This window comes from Pseudomonas sp. MYb541 (assembly GCF_037479595.1).
Taxonomy (GTDB): Bacteria; Pseudomonadota; Gammaproteobacteria; order Pseudomonadales; family Pseudomonadaceae; genus Aquipseudomonas; species Aquipseudomonas canadensis.
The window spans coordinates 37,385-53,421 of sequence record NZ_JBBGYS010000038.1 but is presented as its reverse complement, the minus strand read 5'-3'; the positions used below and the strand labels follow the sequence as shown (position 1 = coordinate 53,421).

The window sequence follows — 16,037 nt, the reverse complement described above, 5'->3', positions numbered from 1 at the left end:
GAGTGTCCCTGATCGCTTCAGACCACTTCCGCATCGTTGTCGGCCTCGGCAAGAGCGGCATGTCCCTGGTTCGCTTCCTGGCGAACCGGGGCAAGCCGTTTGCCGTGGCCGACACGCGGGAAAATCCACCGGAGCTGGTCACGCTGCGCCGTGACTACCCGCACGTGGAAGTGCGTTGTGGCGAGTTGGATGTCGAGTTTCTGTGCCGCGCCGACGAGCTCTACGTGAGCCCCGGCCTGGCCATCGCGACCCCGGCCCTGCAAGCCGCCGCCGCCCGTGGCGTGAAGCTGTCCGGCGACATCGACCTGTTCGCGCGTAACGCGCAGGCGCCGATCGTGGCTATCAGCGGTTCCAACGCGAAAAGCACCGTGACCACCCTGGTCGGCGAGATGGCGGCTGCGGCTGGCAAGCGCGTCGCCGTGGGCGGCAACCTCGGCACCCCGGCGCTGGACCTGCTCAGCGACGATGTCGAGCTGTATGTGATGGAGCTGTCGAGCTTCCAGCTGGAAACCACCCACGATCTCGGTGCCGAAGTGGCCACTGTATTGAACGTGAGTGAAGACCACATGGACCGCTACAGCGGCCTGCCGGCCTATCACTTGGCCAAGCACCGGATCTTCCGGGGCGCCAAGCAAGTGGTGGTCAACCGTCAGGACGCGTTGAGCCGTCCGCTGATGGGCGAGGGCCTGCCATGCTGGACCTTCGGCCTGAGCAAACCTGATTTCAAAGCCTTCGGCATTCGCGAAGAGAACGGCGAGAAATACCTGGCCTTCGAATTCCAGAACCTGATGCCGGTGCGCGAGCTGAAAATCCGTGGCGCCCATAACCAGTCCAACGCCCTGGCAGCTCTGGCGCTGGGCCATGCTGTCGGACTGCCGTTCGACGCCATGTTGTCGGCCCTGCGTACGTTCGGCGGCCTGGAACATCGCTGCCAGTGGGTGCGCGATCTCGACGGCGTCAGCTATTACAACGATTCCAAGGCCACCAACGTCGGTGCTGCCCTGGCGGCTATCGAAGGCCTTGGCGCCGATATCGAAGGCAAGCTGGTGCTGATCGCCGGTGGCGACGGCAAGGGCGCAGACTTCAAGGATCTTAAAGGCCCGGTCGCCGAGCATTGCCGCGCCGTGGTGCTGATGGGCCGCGATTCCGATTTGATTGCCGACGCCCTCGGCGATGCCGTGCCGCAAGTGCGCGCTACCTCCCTGGACGATGCCATCGCGCAATGCCAAGCCCTGGCCCAGCCGGGCGATGCGGTGCTGCTGTCGCCGGCGTGCGCCAGTTTCGACATGTTCAAGAACTACGAAGAGCGCGGCCAGCTGTTCGCCGCCGCCGTGGAGGCCTTGGCATGAGCATTAACTTCAGAAATATCATCAAGCCGTACCCATCGCCGATCATTACTGGGCGCGGTATCGACCTCGATTTCCCGATGCTCGCCGGTTGCCTGGCGCTGTTGGGCCTGGGCCTGGTGATGATCACCTCGGCTTCGTCCGAAGTGGCGGCCGTGCAGTCGGGCAACACCCTGTACATGATGATCCGTCACCTGGTGTACCTGGTGATCGGTCTTGGCGCGTGCATCGTCACCATGATGATCCCGATCGCCACCTGGCAACGCCTGGGTTGGCTGATGCTGATCGGTGCGTTCGGCTTGCTGATCATGGTGATCCTGCCCGGCATCGGCCGGGAGGTGAACGGTTCGATGCGCTGGATCGGCTTCGGCGCGTTCAACGTGCAGCCGTCGGAAATCGCCAAGGTGTTCGTGGTGATCTACCTGGCCGGTTATCTGGTGCGTCGCCAGAAAGAAGTACGCGAAAGCTGGATGGGCTTCTTCAAGCCGTTCATCGTGCTGTTGCCGATGGCCGGCCTGTTGCTGATGGAACCCGACTTCGGTGCCACCGTCGTGATGATGGGGGCGGCGGCGGCGATGCTGTTCCTTGGCGGCGTGGGGCTGTTCCGCTTTACCTTGATGGTGGTGCTGGCCGTGGCGGCCGTGACCATTCTGGTGCAGGCGCAACCCTACCGGATGGCGCGTCTGATTACCTTTACCGACCCCTGGTCCGACCAGTTCGGTTCCGGCTACCAGTTGACCCAGGCGCTGATCGCCTTCGGTCGCGGCGAGTGGCTCGGCGTGGGCCTGGGCAACAGCGTGCAGAAGCAGTTCTACCTGCCGGAAGCGCACACCGACTTCGTGTTCTCGGTGCTCGCTGAAGAGCTCGGCGTGGTCGGTTCGCTGTGCACCGTCGCGCTGTTCGTGTTCGTGTGTGTGCGCGGCATGTACATCGGCCTGTGGGCCGAGAAGGCCAAACAGTATTTCGCTGCTTATGTGGCGTACGGCTTGTCGTTCCTGTGGATCGGCCAGTTCCTGATCAACATCGGTGTAAACGTCGGCCTGCTGCCGACCAAGGGCCTGACCTTGCCGTTCCTCAGTTATGGCGGCAGTTCGTTGGTGATCTGCTGCGCGTGCCTGGGCTTGTTGTTGCGCATCGAGTGGGAGAGTCGAACCCACCTGGGCAGCGAAGAGATGGAATTCAGCGAAAGCGATTTTGCCGAGGAGCCAACCCATGGGCGCTAACGTGCTGATCATGGCAGGCGGCACCGGGGGCCATGTGTTCCCGGCCCTGGCTTGCGCGCGCGAATTCCAGAACCGTGGCTACACCGTGCACTGGTTGGGCACGCCGCGTGGCATTGAAAACGAACTGGTACCGAATGCCGGTTTGCCGCTGCACCTGATCAACGTCACGGGCCTGCGTGGCAAGAGCAAATTGTCCCTGCTCAAGGCGCCGTTCGTGTTGCTCAAGGCGGTGTGGCAGGCACGCAAAGTCATTCGTGAACTGAAACCGGTGTGTGTCCTCGGTTTTGGTGGCTATGTGACCGGCCCTGGTGGCGTCGCCGCCAAGCTCGCCGGTGTGCCGGTGATCGTGCACGAGCAGAACGCCGTCGCCGGCACCGCCAACCGTCTGTTGGTGCCCTTGGCCGCTCGGGTGTGTGAAGCGTTCCCGAAAACTTTTGGCGCCTCGGACAAGCTGCGTACCACCGGCAACCCGGTGCGCACTGAACTGTTCATGGACATCGCCCGTGAAGCACTGCAAGGGCGCAAGCCGCACCTGCTGGTCATGGGCGGCAGCCTGGGCTCCGAGCCGTTGAACAAACTGCTGCCGGAAGCCCTGGCGCAACTCCCCGTGGAATTGCGTCCGGAGGTCTTCCATCAGGCCGGCAAAGATCACGGTGAAGTCACCGCCACGCGTTATCGCGAAGCCGGTGTTGAGGCGAACGTACAGCCTTTCATCAAAGACATGGCCCACGCCTATGGCTGGGCCGACCTGGTGGTCTGCCGCTCCGGTGCGCTGACCGTCAGTGAACTGGCTGCCGCCGGTCTGCCGTCCTTGCTGGTGCCTTTGCCCCACGCGATCGACGATCACCAGACCCGCAATGCCGAATATTTGGCCGGGGAGGGCGCTGCCTTCCTGCTGCCGCAAAGAACGACTGGCGCCGCCGATTTGGCCGCACGCCTGACTGAGGTTTTGATGCAACCGGAACGACTCAATAGCATGGCGAGCACCGCAAGCCGCCTGGCCAAACCTGACGCAACCCGCACCGTGGTCGATATCTGCCTGGAGGTGGCCCATGGTTGAGAATCAGAAAGCCATGCCGCAACCGGAAATGCGCCGCATCCGTCGTATCCACTTCGTCGGTATCGGCGGCGTGGGCATGTGCGGTATTGCCGAAGTGTTGCTGAACCTGGGCTACCAGGTGTCCGGCTCCGACTTGAAAGAGTCGCCGGTCACTGATCGCCTGAAAACCTTCGGCGCGCAGATCTTCATCGGCCACCGCGCGGAGAACGCCTCCGAGGCTGACGTGCTGGTGGTGTCCAGCGCCGTGAACACCTCCAACCCGGAAGTGGCCACTGCCCTTGAGCGCCGCATTCCCGTGGTGCCACGCGCCGAGATGCTGGCTGAGCTGATGCGTTATCGCCATGGCATCGCCGTCGCCGGTACTCACGGCAAAACCACCACCACCAGCCTGATCGCCTCGGTGTTCGCGGCCGGTGGCCTGGACCCGACGTTCGTCATCGGTGGCCGCCTGAATGCAGCCGGCACCAATGCACAATTGGGCACCAGCCGTTACCTGATCGCCGAAGCCGATGAAAGTGACGCGAGCTTCCTGCACCTGCAACCGCTAGTCGCTGTCGTCACCAACATCGACGAAGATCACATGGCGACCTACGACGGTGACTTCAACAAGTTGAAGAAAACCTTCGTCGAGTTCCTGCACAACCTGCCGTTCTACGGCCTGGCCGTGGTGTGCCTGGACGATCCGGTGGTGCGTGAAATCCTGCCATTGGTCAAACGTCCGACCGTGACCTACGGCTTCAGCGAAGACGCCGACGTGCGCGCCATCAATGTGCGACAGGAAGGCATGCAAACCTTCTTCACCGTGCTGCGTCCGGAGCGCGAGCCGCTGGATGTCTCGGTGAACATGCCAGGCAATCACAACGTCCTCAATTCCTTGGCGACTATTTGCATCGCCACCGACGAAGGCGTCAGCGATGAGGCCATCGTCGAAGGTCTGTCGCGCTTTGCCGGCGTGGGCCGTCGCTTCCAGGTCTACGGCCAGTTGCCGGTAGAAGGCGGTGACGTGATGCTGGTGGACGACTACGGTCATCACCCGACCGAAGTTGCTGCCGTGATCAAGGCCGTGCGCGGTGGCTGGCCGGAGCGCCGTCTGGTGATGGTGTACCAGCCACACCGCTATAGCCGTACCCGCGACCTGTACGACGATTTCGTCAATGTATTGGCCGATGCCAACGTGCTGTTGCTGATGGAGGTGTACCCGGCCGGTGAAGAACCGATCCCGGGCGCCGACAGCCGCAAGCTGTGCAACAGCATCCGTCAGCGTGGCCAGTTGGACCCGATCTACATCGAGCGTGGTGTAGACCTGGCGCCGATCGTCAAGCCGCTGCTGCGGGCCGGTGACATTTTGCTGTGCCAGGGTGCCGGTGATATTGGTGGCCTTGCCCCTAAATTGCTGGCGAGCCCGCTCTTTGCCGCCGCGAAGGGGAAGTCGAAATGATCACTGACTACGGCTCCCTGTTTTCCACAATCGCACCCGCTGACTTCGGTCGCGTAGCGGTGTTGTTCGGCGGCAAAAGCGCTGAACGTGAAGTGTCGCTCAAGTCCGGCAACGCTGTGCTCGAAGCCCTGCAAAGCGCCGGCGTGAACGCCTTCGGCATCGACGTGGGCGATGACTTCCTCGCTCGCCTTCTGGCCGAGAAGATCGATCGCGCCTTCATCATCCTCCACGGCCGTGGCGGTGAAGACGGCAGCATGCAAGGCCTGTTGGAGTGCGCCGGCATCCCTTACACCGGCAGCGGCATCCTTGCCTCCGCGCTGGCGATGGACAAGTTGCGCACCAAGCAGGTGTGGCACAGCCTGGGCATTCCAACCCCGCGTCACAGTGTTCTGTGCAGCGAAGACGATTGTATTTCTGCAGCCAAGGAACTGGGCCTGCCTTTGATCGTCAAACCTGCCCATGAAGGCTCCAGTATCGGCATGGCTAAAGTGAACTCGGCCGCCGAATTGATCGACGCATGGAAAGCGGCAAGTACCTACGATTCGCAAGTGTTGGTGGAACAGTGGATTTCCGGTCCCGAGTACACCATCGCCACCCTGCGTGGTCAGGTTTTGCCACCTATCGCATTGGGCACGCCCCACACCTTTTACGACTACGACGCCAAGTACCTAGCTTCCGATACCCAGTACCGGATCCCGTGCGGCCTTGACGCAAGCAAAGAACAGGAATTGATGGACCTCACGGCGAAAGCCTGTGAGGCGCTGGGTATCGCCGGTTGGGCGCGCGCAGACGTGATGCAGGATGACCAAGGGAATTTCTGGTTCCTGGAAGTCAACACCGCACCGGGCATGACCGACCACAGCCTGGTACCTATGGCAGCCCGTGCGGCCGGTTTGGACTTCCAGCAGTTGGTGCTGGCGATCCTGGCCGACAGCATTGAGCCAAGAGGCTAAGGACATGAAAGGCGCATCGCTTCGTCATCAGCCCCCACAAGCACCGAGCCGCAAGCCGGTGCCACGGGGTGCCAGCCGAATGGTGGCTAAAGAGCCGATGTCGGCGCGCCTGCCGAAAGCCAACTTTGGTTTCCTCAAGGCGCTGTTCTGGCCGGTGTTGCTGGTAGTGCTGGGCTTCGGAACCTACGAAGGCGCGCAGCGTCTGTTGCCGTACGCCGACCGGCCGATCACCAAGATCAGCGTGCAGGGCGACTTGAGCTACATCAGCCAGCAAGCGGTACAGCAGCGCATCGGCCCGTACCTGGCGGCAAGCTTCTTTACCATCGACCTGGCCGGTATGCGCGCGGAGCTGGAACAGATGCCGTGGATCGCCCACGCCGAAGTCCGCCGCGTATGGCCGGACCAAGTGACGATCCGTCTGGAAGAACAACTGCCCGTGGCCCGTTGGGGCGACGAAGCGCTGTTGAACAACCAGGGCCAGGCGTTCACCCCGCGTGAGCTGGCGAACTACGAGCACCTGCCGCAGCTGTTCGGGCCGCAGCGGGCGCAGCAACAAGTGATGCAGCAGTACCAGGCCTTGAGCCAGATGCTGCGGCCAATGGGCTTCTCCATTGCACGCCTGGAACTGCGTGAACGGGGTAGCTGGTTTTTGACGACCGGGGCAGGCAGTTCCGGCCCGGGCATCCAGTTGTTGCTGGGACGCGACCGCTTGGTGGAAAAGATGCGCCGCTTCATTGCCATCTATGACAAGACCTTGAAAGAACAGATTACGAACATTGCGAGCGTCGACCTGCGTTACGCCAACGGCCTTGCCGTCGGCTGGCGTGAACCGGCTGCGCCCACGGCAGCGCAACCCGCTGTCGCGAAGAATTAAGAAGAGGCAGGACCCATGGCAAACGTGCAAAGCGGCAAAATGATCGTCGGTCTCGATATCGGCACCTCCAAAGTGGTGGCGCTGGTGGGCGAGGTCGGGGAAGACGGCGTCATCGAAATCGTCGGTATTGGCACGCATCCGTCCCGGGGCCTGAAGAAGGGCGTGGTGGTGAACATCGAGTCCACCGTGCAATCGATCCAGCGCGCCATCGAAGAAGCGCAGCTGATGGCCGGTTGCCGGATCCACTCGGCATTCGTTGGCGTGGCGGGCAACCATATCCGCAGCCTGAACTCCCACGGCATCGTGGCAATCCGCGACCGCGAAGTCAGCTCCGCCGACCTTGAGCGCGTCCTTGACGCTGCCCAGGCCGTGGCGATCCCGGCTGACCAGCGCGTATTGCACACGCTGCCGCAGGACTACGTGATCGACAACCAGGAAGGCGTTCGTGAGCCGCTGGGCATGTCCGGCGTACGTCTGGAAGCCAAGGTCCACGTGGTGACCTGCGCCGTCAACGCCGCACAGAACATTGAAAAATGCGTGCGCCGCTGCGGCCTGGAAATCGACGACATCATTCTCGAGCAGTTGGCCTCGGCCTATTCGGTACTGACCGACGACGAGAAAGAGCTGGGCGTGTGCCTGGTCGACATCGGCGGCGGCACCACCGACATCGCGATCTTCACCGAGGGTGCGATCCGTCACACCGCCGTGATCCCGATTGCCGGCGACCAGGTGACCAACGACATCGCCATGGCGCTGCGTACACCGACCCAGTACGCCGAAGAAATCAAGATTCGCTACGCCTGCGCCCTGGCCAAACTGGCCGGTGCCGGCGAGACCATCAAGGTGCCGAGCGTGGGCGATCGTCCACCGCGTGAACTGTCGCGCCAGGCCCTGGCCGAAGTGGTCGAGCCGCGCTACGACGAACTGTTCACCCTGATCCAGGCGGAACTGCGTCGCAGCGGCTACGAAGATTTGATCCCGGCCGGCATTGTGCTGACCGGTGGCACCTCGAAGATGGAAGGCGCGGTCGAACTGGCCGAGGAAATCTTCCACATGCCAGTCCGCCTGGGCGTGCCCCATGGCGTCAAAGGCTTGGGCGACGTAGTACGCAACCCGATTTATTCCACCGGTGTGGGCTTGCTGTTGTACGGACTGCAAAAGCAGACCGACGGCATTTCCCTGTCGGGCCCGAGCAACCGTGACAGCTACCGCAGCGACGACGAGGCGAAAGCGCCGTTGTTCGAGCGTTTGCAGGCATGGGTCAAAGGCAATTTTTAAGATTTACCGCGACACCGTTGTAAGCAGTAGGCGAAAAAACTAGAGAAAACGAAAGGAGAGGGAACATGTTCGAACTCGTAGACAACATCCCCGCAAGCCCGGTCATCAAAGTGATCGGTGTCGGCGGTGGCGGCGGCAACGCTGTCAACCACATGGTCAAGAGCAACATTGAAGGCGTTGAATTCATCTGCGCCAACACTGATGCCCAGGCGCTGAAAAGCATCGGCGCGCGGACCATCCTGCAATTGGGCACAGCCGTGACCAAGGGCCTCGGCGCTGGCGCCAACCCGGAAGTCGGCCGTCAAGCCGCGCTGGAAGACCGCGAGCGTATTGCTGAAGTGCTGCAAGGCACCAACATGGTGTTCATCACCACCGGCATGGGCGGCGGTACCGGTACCGGTGCTGCGCCGATCATTGCCGAAGTGGCCAAGGAAATGGGCATTCTGACGGTCGCTGTCGTGACCCGTCCGTTCCCGTTCGAAGGCCGCAAGCGCATGCAGATTGCCGACGAAGGTATCCGTCTGCTGTCTGAAAGCGTCGACTCGTTGATCACCATCCCCAACGAGAAACTGCTGACTATCCTGGGCAAGGACGCAAGCCTGCTGTCCGCGTTCGCCAAGGCTGACGATGTACTGGCCGGTGCCGTTCGCGGTATCTCCGACATCATCAAGCGCCCAGGCATGATCAACGTCGACTTTGCCGACGTACGCACCGTGATGAGCGAAATGGGCATGGCGATGATGGGCACTGGCTGCGCCAGCGGTCCGAACCGTGCGCGTGAAGCCACCGAAGCGGCCATCCGCAACCCGTTGCTTGAAGACGTGAACCTGCAAGGTGCACGCGGCATCCTGGTGAACATCACCGCCGGTCCTGACCTGTCCCTGGGTGAGTACTCCGACGTGGGTAGCATCATCGAAGCCTTCGCTTCCGAGCACGCGATGGTCAAAGTCGGTACCGTGATCGATCCGGACATGCGCGACGAGCTGCATGTAACCGTGGTTGCGACCGGCCTGGGTGCAAAAATCGAGAAGCCTGTGAAGGTGATCGACAACACCCTGCACAACGCCCAAGCCAGCCACGCCAGCCAAGCGGCTGCCGCTCCAGCGCCTTCGCGCCAGGAACTGCCGTCGGTGAACTACCGTGATCTGGACCGTCCGACCGTGATGCGCAACCAGGCTCAGGCCGGTGCTGCGGCGTCCCGTAGCCCGAATCCGCAAGATGACCTGGACTACCTGGACATCCCGGCATTCTTGCGTCGTCAGGCCGATTAATGGAATGTATCAGGGCTATGAAGGTGATTGGTGTTCAGCAAAGGTCTGGTCTGCTATTATCGCCAGCCTTTGTTGATACCAGTTCGCAATTTGCGCTCAAGCGGTCCAAGCCATGATTAAACAACGCACCCTGAAGAATATTATCCGTGCCACAGGTGTAGGTCTGCACTCCGGGGAGAAGGTATACCTGACCCTCAAACCTGCACCTGTCGACACCGGCATCGTGTTTGTTCGTGCCGACCTGGACCCTGTGGTGCAGATTCCTGCTCGCGCGGAAAACGTTGGCGAAACCACGATGTCGACCACATTGGTCAACGGTGACGTCAAAGTGGATACGGTGGAGCACTTGCTCTCGGCCATGGCTGGCCTGGGCATCGATAACGCCTACGTCGAGCTCTCCGCGTCCGAAGTCCCGATCATGGATGGCAGCGCTGGACCCTTCGTATTCTTGATTCAATCTGCCGGCCTGGAAGAACAGGACGCAGCCAAGAAGTTCATTCGCATTCTGCGGGAAGTGACAGTAGAAGACGGCGACAAGCGCGCCACCTTCGTCCCGTTCGAAGGCTTTAAAGTGAGCTTTGAGATCGATTTCGATCACCCGGTATTCCGTGACCGCACCCAAAGTGCAAGCGTGGATTTTTCCAGCACTTCGTTCGTAAAAGAAGTCAGCCGCGCCCGTACCTTTGGCTTCATGAGTGACATCGAGTACCTGCGCAAGCACAACCTCGCACTCGGCGGCAGCGTTGAAAACGCCATTGTGGTCGACGCGGATGGTGTACTGAACGAAGACGGCCTTCGCTACGAAGACGAATTCGTGAAGCACAAGATCCTCGATGCAATCGGTGACCTCTACCTGCTGGGCAATAGCCTGATAGGCGAGTTCAAAGGCTTCAAGTCGGGCCACGCCCTTAACAACCAGCTGCTGCGCAAGTTGATTGAGCAGACAGACGCTTGGGAAGTCGTGACCTTCGAAGATGCCAGCACCGCACCGATCTCTTACATGCGTCCCGTTGCGGCGGTGTAAGTAACAACTCTCTTTCTTTAGTTTTGAAAGGCTATCTTCGGGTGGCCTTTTTTTATGCCTGAATTTTAGGGTGCTTAGTGGCGATCGGGCCTATTGTGGTGAGCGGGCTTGTTGTGGTGAGCGGGCTTGCCCCGCGCTGGGCTGCGGAGCGGCCCCAGTACTGCCAGCGCGGTTCAGCCTGAAGAAGCGCGGCGTCTGTTTTTAGGGCCGCTTCGCGCCCCAGCGCGGGGCAAGCCCGCTCACCACAGAAACGCCGTGTTCATTAAAGGACCGAAGCATCCACGATACGGTTGCGCCCGGTGTGCTTGGCTTCATAGAGCGCCTGATCCGCACTTAGCAACAACGCCTCCAGCGACTGACGGCTACGCTTGTCCCAAGTGCTCATGCCAATGCTCACCGTAATCGGCTGGTCATCGCCTGCCACCTTGGGCAAGTGCTCGATGGCGCTGCGGATGTGCTCGGCGATCACCCAGGCGCCCTTGGCGTCGGTCACCGGCAGCACCACCGCAAACTCTTCGCCGCCATAACGTGCGGCCAGGTCGGCCGGTCGGCGGATGTTGCTGCCGATCACCTGGGCCACGCTGCGCAACGCGTCGTCGCCACCGTGATGGCCGTGGCGGTCGTTGAAGGCCTTGAAGTGGTCCACGTCAATCATCAGCACCGTCAGCGGCTCGGTGGAGCGCTGAGCGCGGTCCCACTCAAGGCGCAGGCGTTCATCCAGAACGCGCCGGTTGGCCAGGCCGGTCAACGCATCGGTGGCTGCCAGTTCTGACAGTACTCGTTCAGCGCGACGCCGCCGTCGCAGTTCCCGGCGTAGCAACCAGGTCAGCCACAACAAACCGGCGCAGAGCACCCCGGTGGCACCACTGGTCAGCAGTGCCGCGCGTCTCCAGGGCGCGAATACGTCCTCGCTGGACAATGCAACCACCACGATCAGCGGCAGGGCACCGACATTGGTAAAGGTATACAGGCGCTCTTTACCACTGATGGCAGAGATCGCCTGAAAGCTGCCGCTTCCGTCGCGCAGTATTCGCTTGAAGTTAGGCCGGTCACTCAGGTCCTTGTCGATCATGTCGCGTTCGAGCAGCGGCTGCTGGGCCAGGAGAATGCCGTTGTTGTTCAGCAGGTTGACGCTGCTGCCGTTGCCGATGGTCAGGGTGTTGAAGAGCTGGTCGAAATACGCCAGGCGCATGGTCGCGACCGCTACGCCGACAAACTCCCCCTTGGGGCCCGACACACGTCGACTGAATGCCATGCGCCAGACCTGGTCGCAGTCGCAATGGATCTTGAAGGGTCGACTGATAAACAGGCCGGCGTTGGCGTCCTTGGCATGCACCTGGAAATAATCGCGGCTGGCAAAATTACGTGGCGTGGGCCGCAGTGTGGAGGAGTCGGCGATAACCTTGCCGTTGGCATCCAGCAGCAAGACCTCACCTTTGAAAGGCGCCGCCGTGGATAAATCAAACTGCACCAAGTGCTGGATATTGGCGGCAACCTGGGACAGGTCTTCACGTTGCGTGGCCGTAATCAGCCCGTTGAGCGCCAGGTCATACAGCTCGACGTTACGCAGCACGTCGGCGTTGATCAATTGGGCGATATTGGTGGTAGATCGCTTGGCCGCCTCAAGCGTGCTGGCGTGTTCGCGAATCAACAGCACCGCGACAATGATCACAATCAGGGCAACGCTGAGCCCGCTGCCCAGCATCAGTAACAACTCAGGATGTGCGGGTGAGGTACGAACAGGGCGTGGACTCATCGGGCAGACTTCAGCGGTGAGGATGCTGGCAGTTTAGTTCTACCCGATGAAAATTAAATACCTGGTTATAAAGAAAAAGACGTCTGTCAGAACACGTTGATCGGGTAGTCGACGATCACCCGGTATTCATCCACATCCCGATCCACCGCCGAGTAACCATTGCTGCCACGGTTGACCGCCCATTGCAGGCGCACCGCCAGGTCCTTGGCCTTGCCGCCCTGCACTACGTATTTCAGGTCGATGTCCCGTTCCCAATGCTTGGCGTCTTTACCGTCGGCGCTGTACCACGCGCTATAGCCACGGCTTTGCGGGTCGACCTTGGTCAGGTCGGTCTTGCCGCTGATGTAGGACACGGCCGAGGTCAGGCCGGGCAGGCCCAGGCCGCCAAAGTTATAAGCGTACTTGAGTTTCCACGAGCGCTCATTGGGACCGTTGAAGTCGGAGTACTGCTGGGAGTTGTCCAGGTACACGCTGTCGCCCTGGGCGATGTAGTCGAACGGTGTGTTGCCGTTGACCCGCTGGTATGCAGCCGTGACGCTGTGATGGCCGACGTCCACGGTGAAGTGCAGGCTGTAGGTGTTGTTGTCGATATCCCCCAGCAACGACTGCCCGGTGTCCTGGGTATGGTAGTAGTGCAGGCCGGGGTTGAGACTGATCATCTCGTTCACCACATAGGTGTAGTCCAGGTCGTAGTAGTACTGGTTCCACACGTCCTTGAGCTCGGAGGCGTAGAGGTTGCTGGTCAGCCCGTCGATGCCGCTGAACGACACGCCGGCCCAGTTCATGTGCTGGCTATCGGTATTGCTGGGCAGCGCACCATAGCTGGTGCCAATGCGGCGGTGGCCGCTCTGGTTGTAGAGCTTGGTGAAGCTGGCCTGGCCACCTTCGAACATCCAGCCGTCGAGGCTGTGGTTGGTCAGGCTCACGCCACGGAAGGTCTGCGGCAGCATGCGGGTTGCGCCGCCGGCGATCACTGGGTTATTGAGGAACAGGTCGCCGGCCCTCAACTCGGTATCGAACGCGCGCATTTTCAAAGCGCCACCCGCCGTCGAGAACGAGCCGGGCGCCTTACCGTTGCCACTGCCGTACGGAAGGATGCTGGAACCATCCGTACCGCCACCGCCGTCCAGCTTCAGACCGAGCATGGCATGGGCGTCCAGGCCGAAGCCGACGGTGCCCTGGGTGTAGCCGGATTCGAAGGTGCCGATGAAACCCTGGCCCCATTCCTTGCTGTCATCGGTGTGGATGTCGCGACGGTCGCGGTTCATGTAGTAGTTGCGGGTGTTGATATTGAGGTGGGCACCTTCGACGAAACCGTCGGCGGGGGTGGCGTCTGCCGCGTGGGCGAGGGGGGCAATCGTTGCTGCAATCGCGAGGAATAACGGGGTGAACGTCAGCGAGTTCTTCACCGGTGGAGCTCCTTTGGTCAATCGAAAACGGCCAATGTCGTTGGGTGTGCCTGGCCTTTTTTACGGCAAAAAAAAGCCGCTGAAGTCAGCGGCTTTAAGACAGATTCCCAGTGTAGAGCCCTGGAAAAAAGTCGAGGGAAATTCGGGTAAGCGGAGACTGCCTTTGCCGTCGCGCTCATCGATGCGTCAAATTAACGCAGGTGAGCGGTACGATACAGAGTGTAACAAGATAATGACTGTTGCCCAAATCGCAACAAACACACCGCGGTTCCTTTAGGAGCCGGCTTGCCGGCGATAGCGGTGGGTCAGTAATGCACACGTCGACCCGAACACCGCCATCGCCGGCAGTGTCAGACGGGCAAAGTGATGCCAAAGGTATTGCCGCCGCCCTCACTGCGCACGAACACATCACCACCGTGCATCAAGGCAATCGCCTTGACGATGGCCAGCCCCAGGCCATGGTTGGCGCCGCTGTTGCTGCGTGACGCATCCACCCGATAAAACCGTTCGAACAGGCGTGGCAAGTGTTCGCTGGCAATGACGTCGCCGGGGTTGGTTACGCCGATCGCCACTTGATGTTCTTGCGCCTCGATATTCACCACGATCACCTGCCCAGGCGCGGTGTGCTGCACCGCATTGCTCAGCAGGTTGATCAGGGCACGGCGCAGGTGGGCTTTTTCGATCTGCACCGTGGCATCGCCGCGTACCTGCACCTCGACTTGCGCGTCTTCGAGGATGAAGTCCAGGTAGTCGAGGGTAGTCGCCACTTCGTCGGCCAGGGAGCTTTCGATCAGCTTGGTGGCCTTGCTGCCCTGGTCGGCGCTGGCCAGGAACAGCATGTCGTTGATGATTGAACGCAGGCGCTCCAGTTCTTCAAGATTGGATTGCAGCACCTCGAAGTAATGCTCGGCCGACCGTCCGCGGGTCAGGGCCACTTGGGTCTGGCCGATCAGGTTGGTCAGCGGCGAGCGCAGTTCGTGGGCCACGTCGGCGTTGAACGACTCCAGGCGCGAATAGGCCTGCTCGACGCGGTCCAACGTAGAGTTGAACGAGTTGACGAACTGGCTCAGTTCCGGCGGCAGCGGCGACAGCTGCAGGCGGCCAGACAGTTTTGGTGGTGCGAGCTTCTGCGCCTCATCCGAGAGCTTGCCCAAGGGTTTGAGCCCGATGCGCGCCACCCAGAATCCCAGCAATGACGCCAGCACTACACCCACCAGCGCCAGGCTGACCAATGCGACCAGCAGGTGGTGCTGGGTCGCCCGGAAATTTTCCGTGTCGATGGCGATCATGAAACGCAGCGGCGGGCGCTGATCCTTGGCCGGGAACTGGCTCACCAGCACTTTGAGCGGATATTCGCGCCCCGGCAGGCGCAGGTCGTGCTTTCCCGTCGGCCCCTCGGCAAAGGCGCGGATCTGTGCGTCCGGGTTGCCGTATTCGTAGTTCGGATCGCTGCTCACTACCCAGAAGCGGATGCGTTTGTCCTCCTCGCCCAACAGCTTGAGCTTTGCCTGCATCTTCACCCAATGGTCCGGCGTGCCAAAGCGATTTACCGAGGACTCCAACACGCTGTAGCGCGCATCCAGCTCGGCGCCCGGCAGCAAGCCCAGGCTGCGGTCCACCTGTTGATACAGCGCGCCGCCGATCAACAGGAAGATCAGCGCCGCCACCAGGGTGAACAGGCTGCTCAGGCGCAGGGCAATGGAGTTAACTGGCACTTCGACTCTCCAGCACATACCCCATGCCCCGGATGGTGTGCAGCAGCTTGGTGTCGAACGGCCCGTCAAGCTTGGCGCGCAGGCGCTTGATTGCCACTTCCACCACGTTGGCGTCGCTGTCGAAATTGATGTCCCAGACCATCTCCGCAATCGCGGTCTTGGACAGGATCTCACCCTGGCGCCGCGCCAATACGCTGAGCAGCGAGAACTCCTTGGCAGTCAGGTCCAGGCGCAGGCCGTTGCGGCTGGCCTTGCGGCTGATTAGGTCGATCCACAGGTCGGCGACAGTCACCTGCACCGGCTCATGCCCACCGCTGCGACGGGTCAGGGCTTGCAGGCGGGCGACCAGTTCCAGGAAAGAAAACGGCTTGCCTAGGTAATCGTCGGCGCCTTCGCGCAGGCCACGGATACGATCTTCCACGCGTTCGCGAGCGGTCAGCATGATCACCGGCGTCTGTTTGCGCGCGCGCAAGGCGCGCAGCACGCCAAAGCCGTCGAGGCCGGGCAGCATCACGTCGAGCACGATCACTGCGTAGTCGTTTTCGAGCGCCAGGTGCAGACCCTCGACGCCTTCGCGGGCCACATCGACGGTGTAGCCTTGTTCCGTCAGGCCGCGGTGCAGGTAATCCGCGGTTTTTTCTTCATCTTCAATAATCAGAATGCGCATGAGCCTTTTTGCTCCAGAGCCGG

At 61.3% G+C, this 16,037-nt stretch carries 13 protein-coding genes; 9 read left to right on the top strand and 4 right to left on the bottom strand.

Features of this window, described 5'->3' with window-relative positions:
• Window positions 1–2 precede the first annotated feature (2 nt).
• From murD to lpxC, 9 genes are all read left to right on the top strand, one after another.
• The gene (gene murD, locus WH299_RS21955; RefSeq protein ID WP_122723800.1) at window positions 3–1,349 is read left to right on the top strand and encodes a UDP-N-acetylmuramoyl-L-alanine--D-glutamate ligase; all 1,347 of its coding nucleotides are present in this window, start codon (window positions 3–5) and stop codon (window positions 1,347–1,349) included.
• Window positions 1,346–2,569: a putative lipid II flippase FtsW gene (ftsW, locus tag WH299_RS21950; protein ID WP_016974959.1), complete on the top strand. Its 1,224-nt coding sequence runs from the start codon at window positions 1,346–1,348 to the stop codon at window positions 2,567–2,569. The genes murD and ftsW overlap by 4 nt, the downstream gene beginning before the upstream one ends.
• Window positions 2,559–3,629: an undecaprenyldiphospho-muramoylpentapeptide beta-N-acetylglucosaminyltransferase gene (gene murG / locus WH299_RS21945; RefSeq protein WP_122723802.1), complete on the top strand. Its 1,071-nt coding sequence runs from the start codon at window positions 2,559–2,561 to the stop codon at window positions 3,627–3,629. The genes ftsW and murG overlap by 11 nt, the downstream gene beginning before the upstream one ends.
• Window positions 3,622–5,067, top strand: coding sequence for a UDP-N-acetylmuramate--L-alanine ligase (gene murC / locus WH299_RS21940; protein ID WP_122686131.1), 1,446 nt, complete (start codon window positions 3,622–3,624; stop codon window positions 5,065–5,067). The genes murG and murC overlap by 8 nt, the downstream gene beginning before the upstream one ends.
• Window positions 5,064–6,020, top strand: a complete 957-nt coding sequence (locus tag WH299_RS21935) for a D-alanine--D-alanine ligase (RefSeq protein ID WP_123478208.1) — start codon at window positions 5,064–5,066, stop codon at window positions 6,018–6,020. The genes murC and WH299_RS21935 overlap by 4 nt, the downstream gene beginning before the upstream one ends.
• 4 nt (window positions 6,021–6,024) lie before the next feature.
• Window positions 6,025–6,894, top strand: coding sequence for a cell division protein FtsQ/DivIB (locus tag WH299_RS21930; RefSeq protein WP_016974963.1), 870 nt, complete (start codon window positions 6,025–6,027; stop codon window positions 6,892–6,894).
• A 15-nt stretch (window positions 6,895–6,909) separates the two neighbouring features.
• Window positions 6,910–8,172: a cell division protein FtsA gene (gene ftsA, locus WH299_RS21925; protein ID WP_010213031.1), complete on the top strand. Its 1,263-nt coding sequence runs from the start codon at window positions 6,910–6,912 to the stop codon at window positions 8,170–8,172.
• Between the two features lie 65 nt (window positions 8,173–8,237).
• On the top strand, window positions 8,238–9,443 hold the full coding sequence (gene ftsZ / locus WH299_RS21920; protein WP_016974964.1) for a cell division protein FtsZ: 1,206 nt from the start codon (window positions 8,238–8,240) through the stop codon (window positions 9,441–9,443).
• A 112-nt stretch (window positions 9,444–9,555) separates the two neighbouring features.
• Entirely contained in the window at window positions 9,556–10,467 is a 912-nt protein-coding gene (gene lpxC / locus WH299_RS21915; RefSeq protein ID WP_003171886.1) for a UDP-3-O-acyl-N-acetylglucosamine deacetylase, read from the top strand.
• Between the two features lie 262 nt (window positions 10,468–10,729).
• Here lpxC and WH299_RS21910 read toward each other — a convergent pair whose 3' ends face one another.
• From WH299_RS21910 to WH299_RS21895, 4 genes are all read right to left on the bottom strand, one after another.
• Window positions 10,730–12,223, bottom strand: coding sequence for a sensor domain-containing diguanylate cyclase (locus WH299_RS21910; protein ID WP_323623459.1), 1,494 nt, complete (start codon window positions 12,221–12,223; stop codon window positions 10,730–10,732).
• Between the two features lie 86 nt (window positions 12,224–12,309).
• On the bottom strand, window positions 12,310–13,632 hold the full coding sequence (locus WH299_RS21905; RefSeq protein WP_123478212.1) for an OprD family porin: 1,323 nt from the start codon (window positions 13,630–13,632) through the stop codon (window positions 12,310–12,312).
• Between the two features lie 350 nt (window positions 13,633–13,982).
• Entirely contained in the window at window positions 13,983–15,347 is a 1,365-nt protein-coding gene (locus WH299_RS21900; protein WP_339551281.1) for a heavy metal sensor histidine kinase, read from the bottom strand.
• Window positions 15,337–16,014: a heavy metal response regulator transcription factor gene (locus WH299_RS21895; RefSeq protein WP_028618902.1), complete on the bottom strand. Its 678-nt coding sequence runs from the start codon at window positions 16,012–16,014 to the stop codon at window positions 15,337–15,339. Before WH299_RS21895 ends, WH299_RS21900 begins: the two co-directional genes overlap by 11 nt.
• Window positions 16,015–16,037: the final 23 nt, after the last annotated feature.

What these genes read in the sequence shown, in the direction of transcription:
- ftsW (WP_016974959.1), top strand. Translation starts at nt 1,346, where the DNA reads ATGAGCATTAACTTCAGAAATATCATCAAGCCGTACCCATCGCCGATC.
- murG (WP_122723802.1), top strand. Translation starts at nt 2,559, where the DNA reads ATGGGCGCTAACGTGCTGATCATGGCAGGCGGCACCGGGGGCCATGTG.
- murC (WP_122686131.1), top strand. Translation starts at nt 3,622, where the DNA reads ATGGTTGAGAATCAGAAAGCCATGCCGCAACCGGAAATGCGCCGCATC.
- WH299_RS21935 (WP_123478208.1), top strand. Translation starts at nt 5,064, where the DNA reads ATGATCACTGACTACGGCTCCCTGTTTTCCACAATCGCACCCGCTGAC.
- WH299_RS21930 (WP_016974963.1), top strand. Translation starts at nt 6,025, where the DNA reads ATGAAAGGCGCATCGCTTCGTCATCAGCCCCCACAAGCACCGAGCCGC.
- ftsA (WP_010213031.1), top strand. Translation starts at nt 6,910, where the DNA reads ATGGCAAACGTGCAAAGCGGCAAAATGATCGTCGGTCTCGATATCGGC.
- ftsZ (WP_016974964.1), top strand. Translation starts at nt 8,238, where the DNA reads ATGTTCGAACTCGTAGACAACATCCCCGCAAGCCCGGTCATCAAAGTG.
- lpxC (WP_003171886.1), top strand. Translation starts at nt 9,556, where the DNA reads ATGATTAAACAACGCACCCTGAAGAATATTATCCGTGCCACAGGTGTA.
- WH299_RS21910 (WP_323623459.1), bottom strand. Translation starts at nt 12,223, where the DNA reads ATGAGTCCACGCCCTGTTCGTACCTCACCCGCACATCCTGAGTTGTTA.
- WH299_RS21895 (WP_028618902.1), bottom strand. Translation starts at nt 16,014, where the DNA reads ATGCGCATTCTGATTATTGAAGATGAAGAAAAAACCGCGGATTACCTG.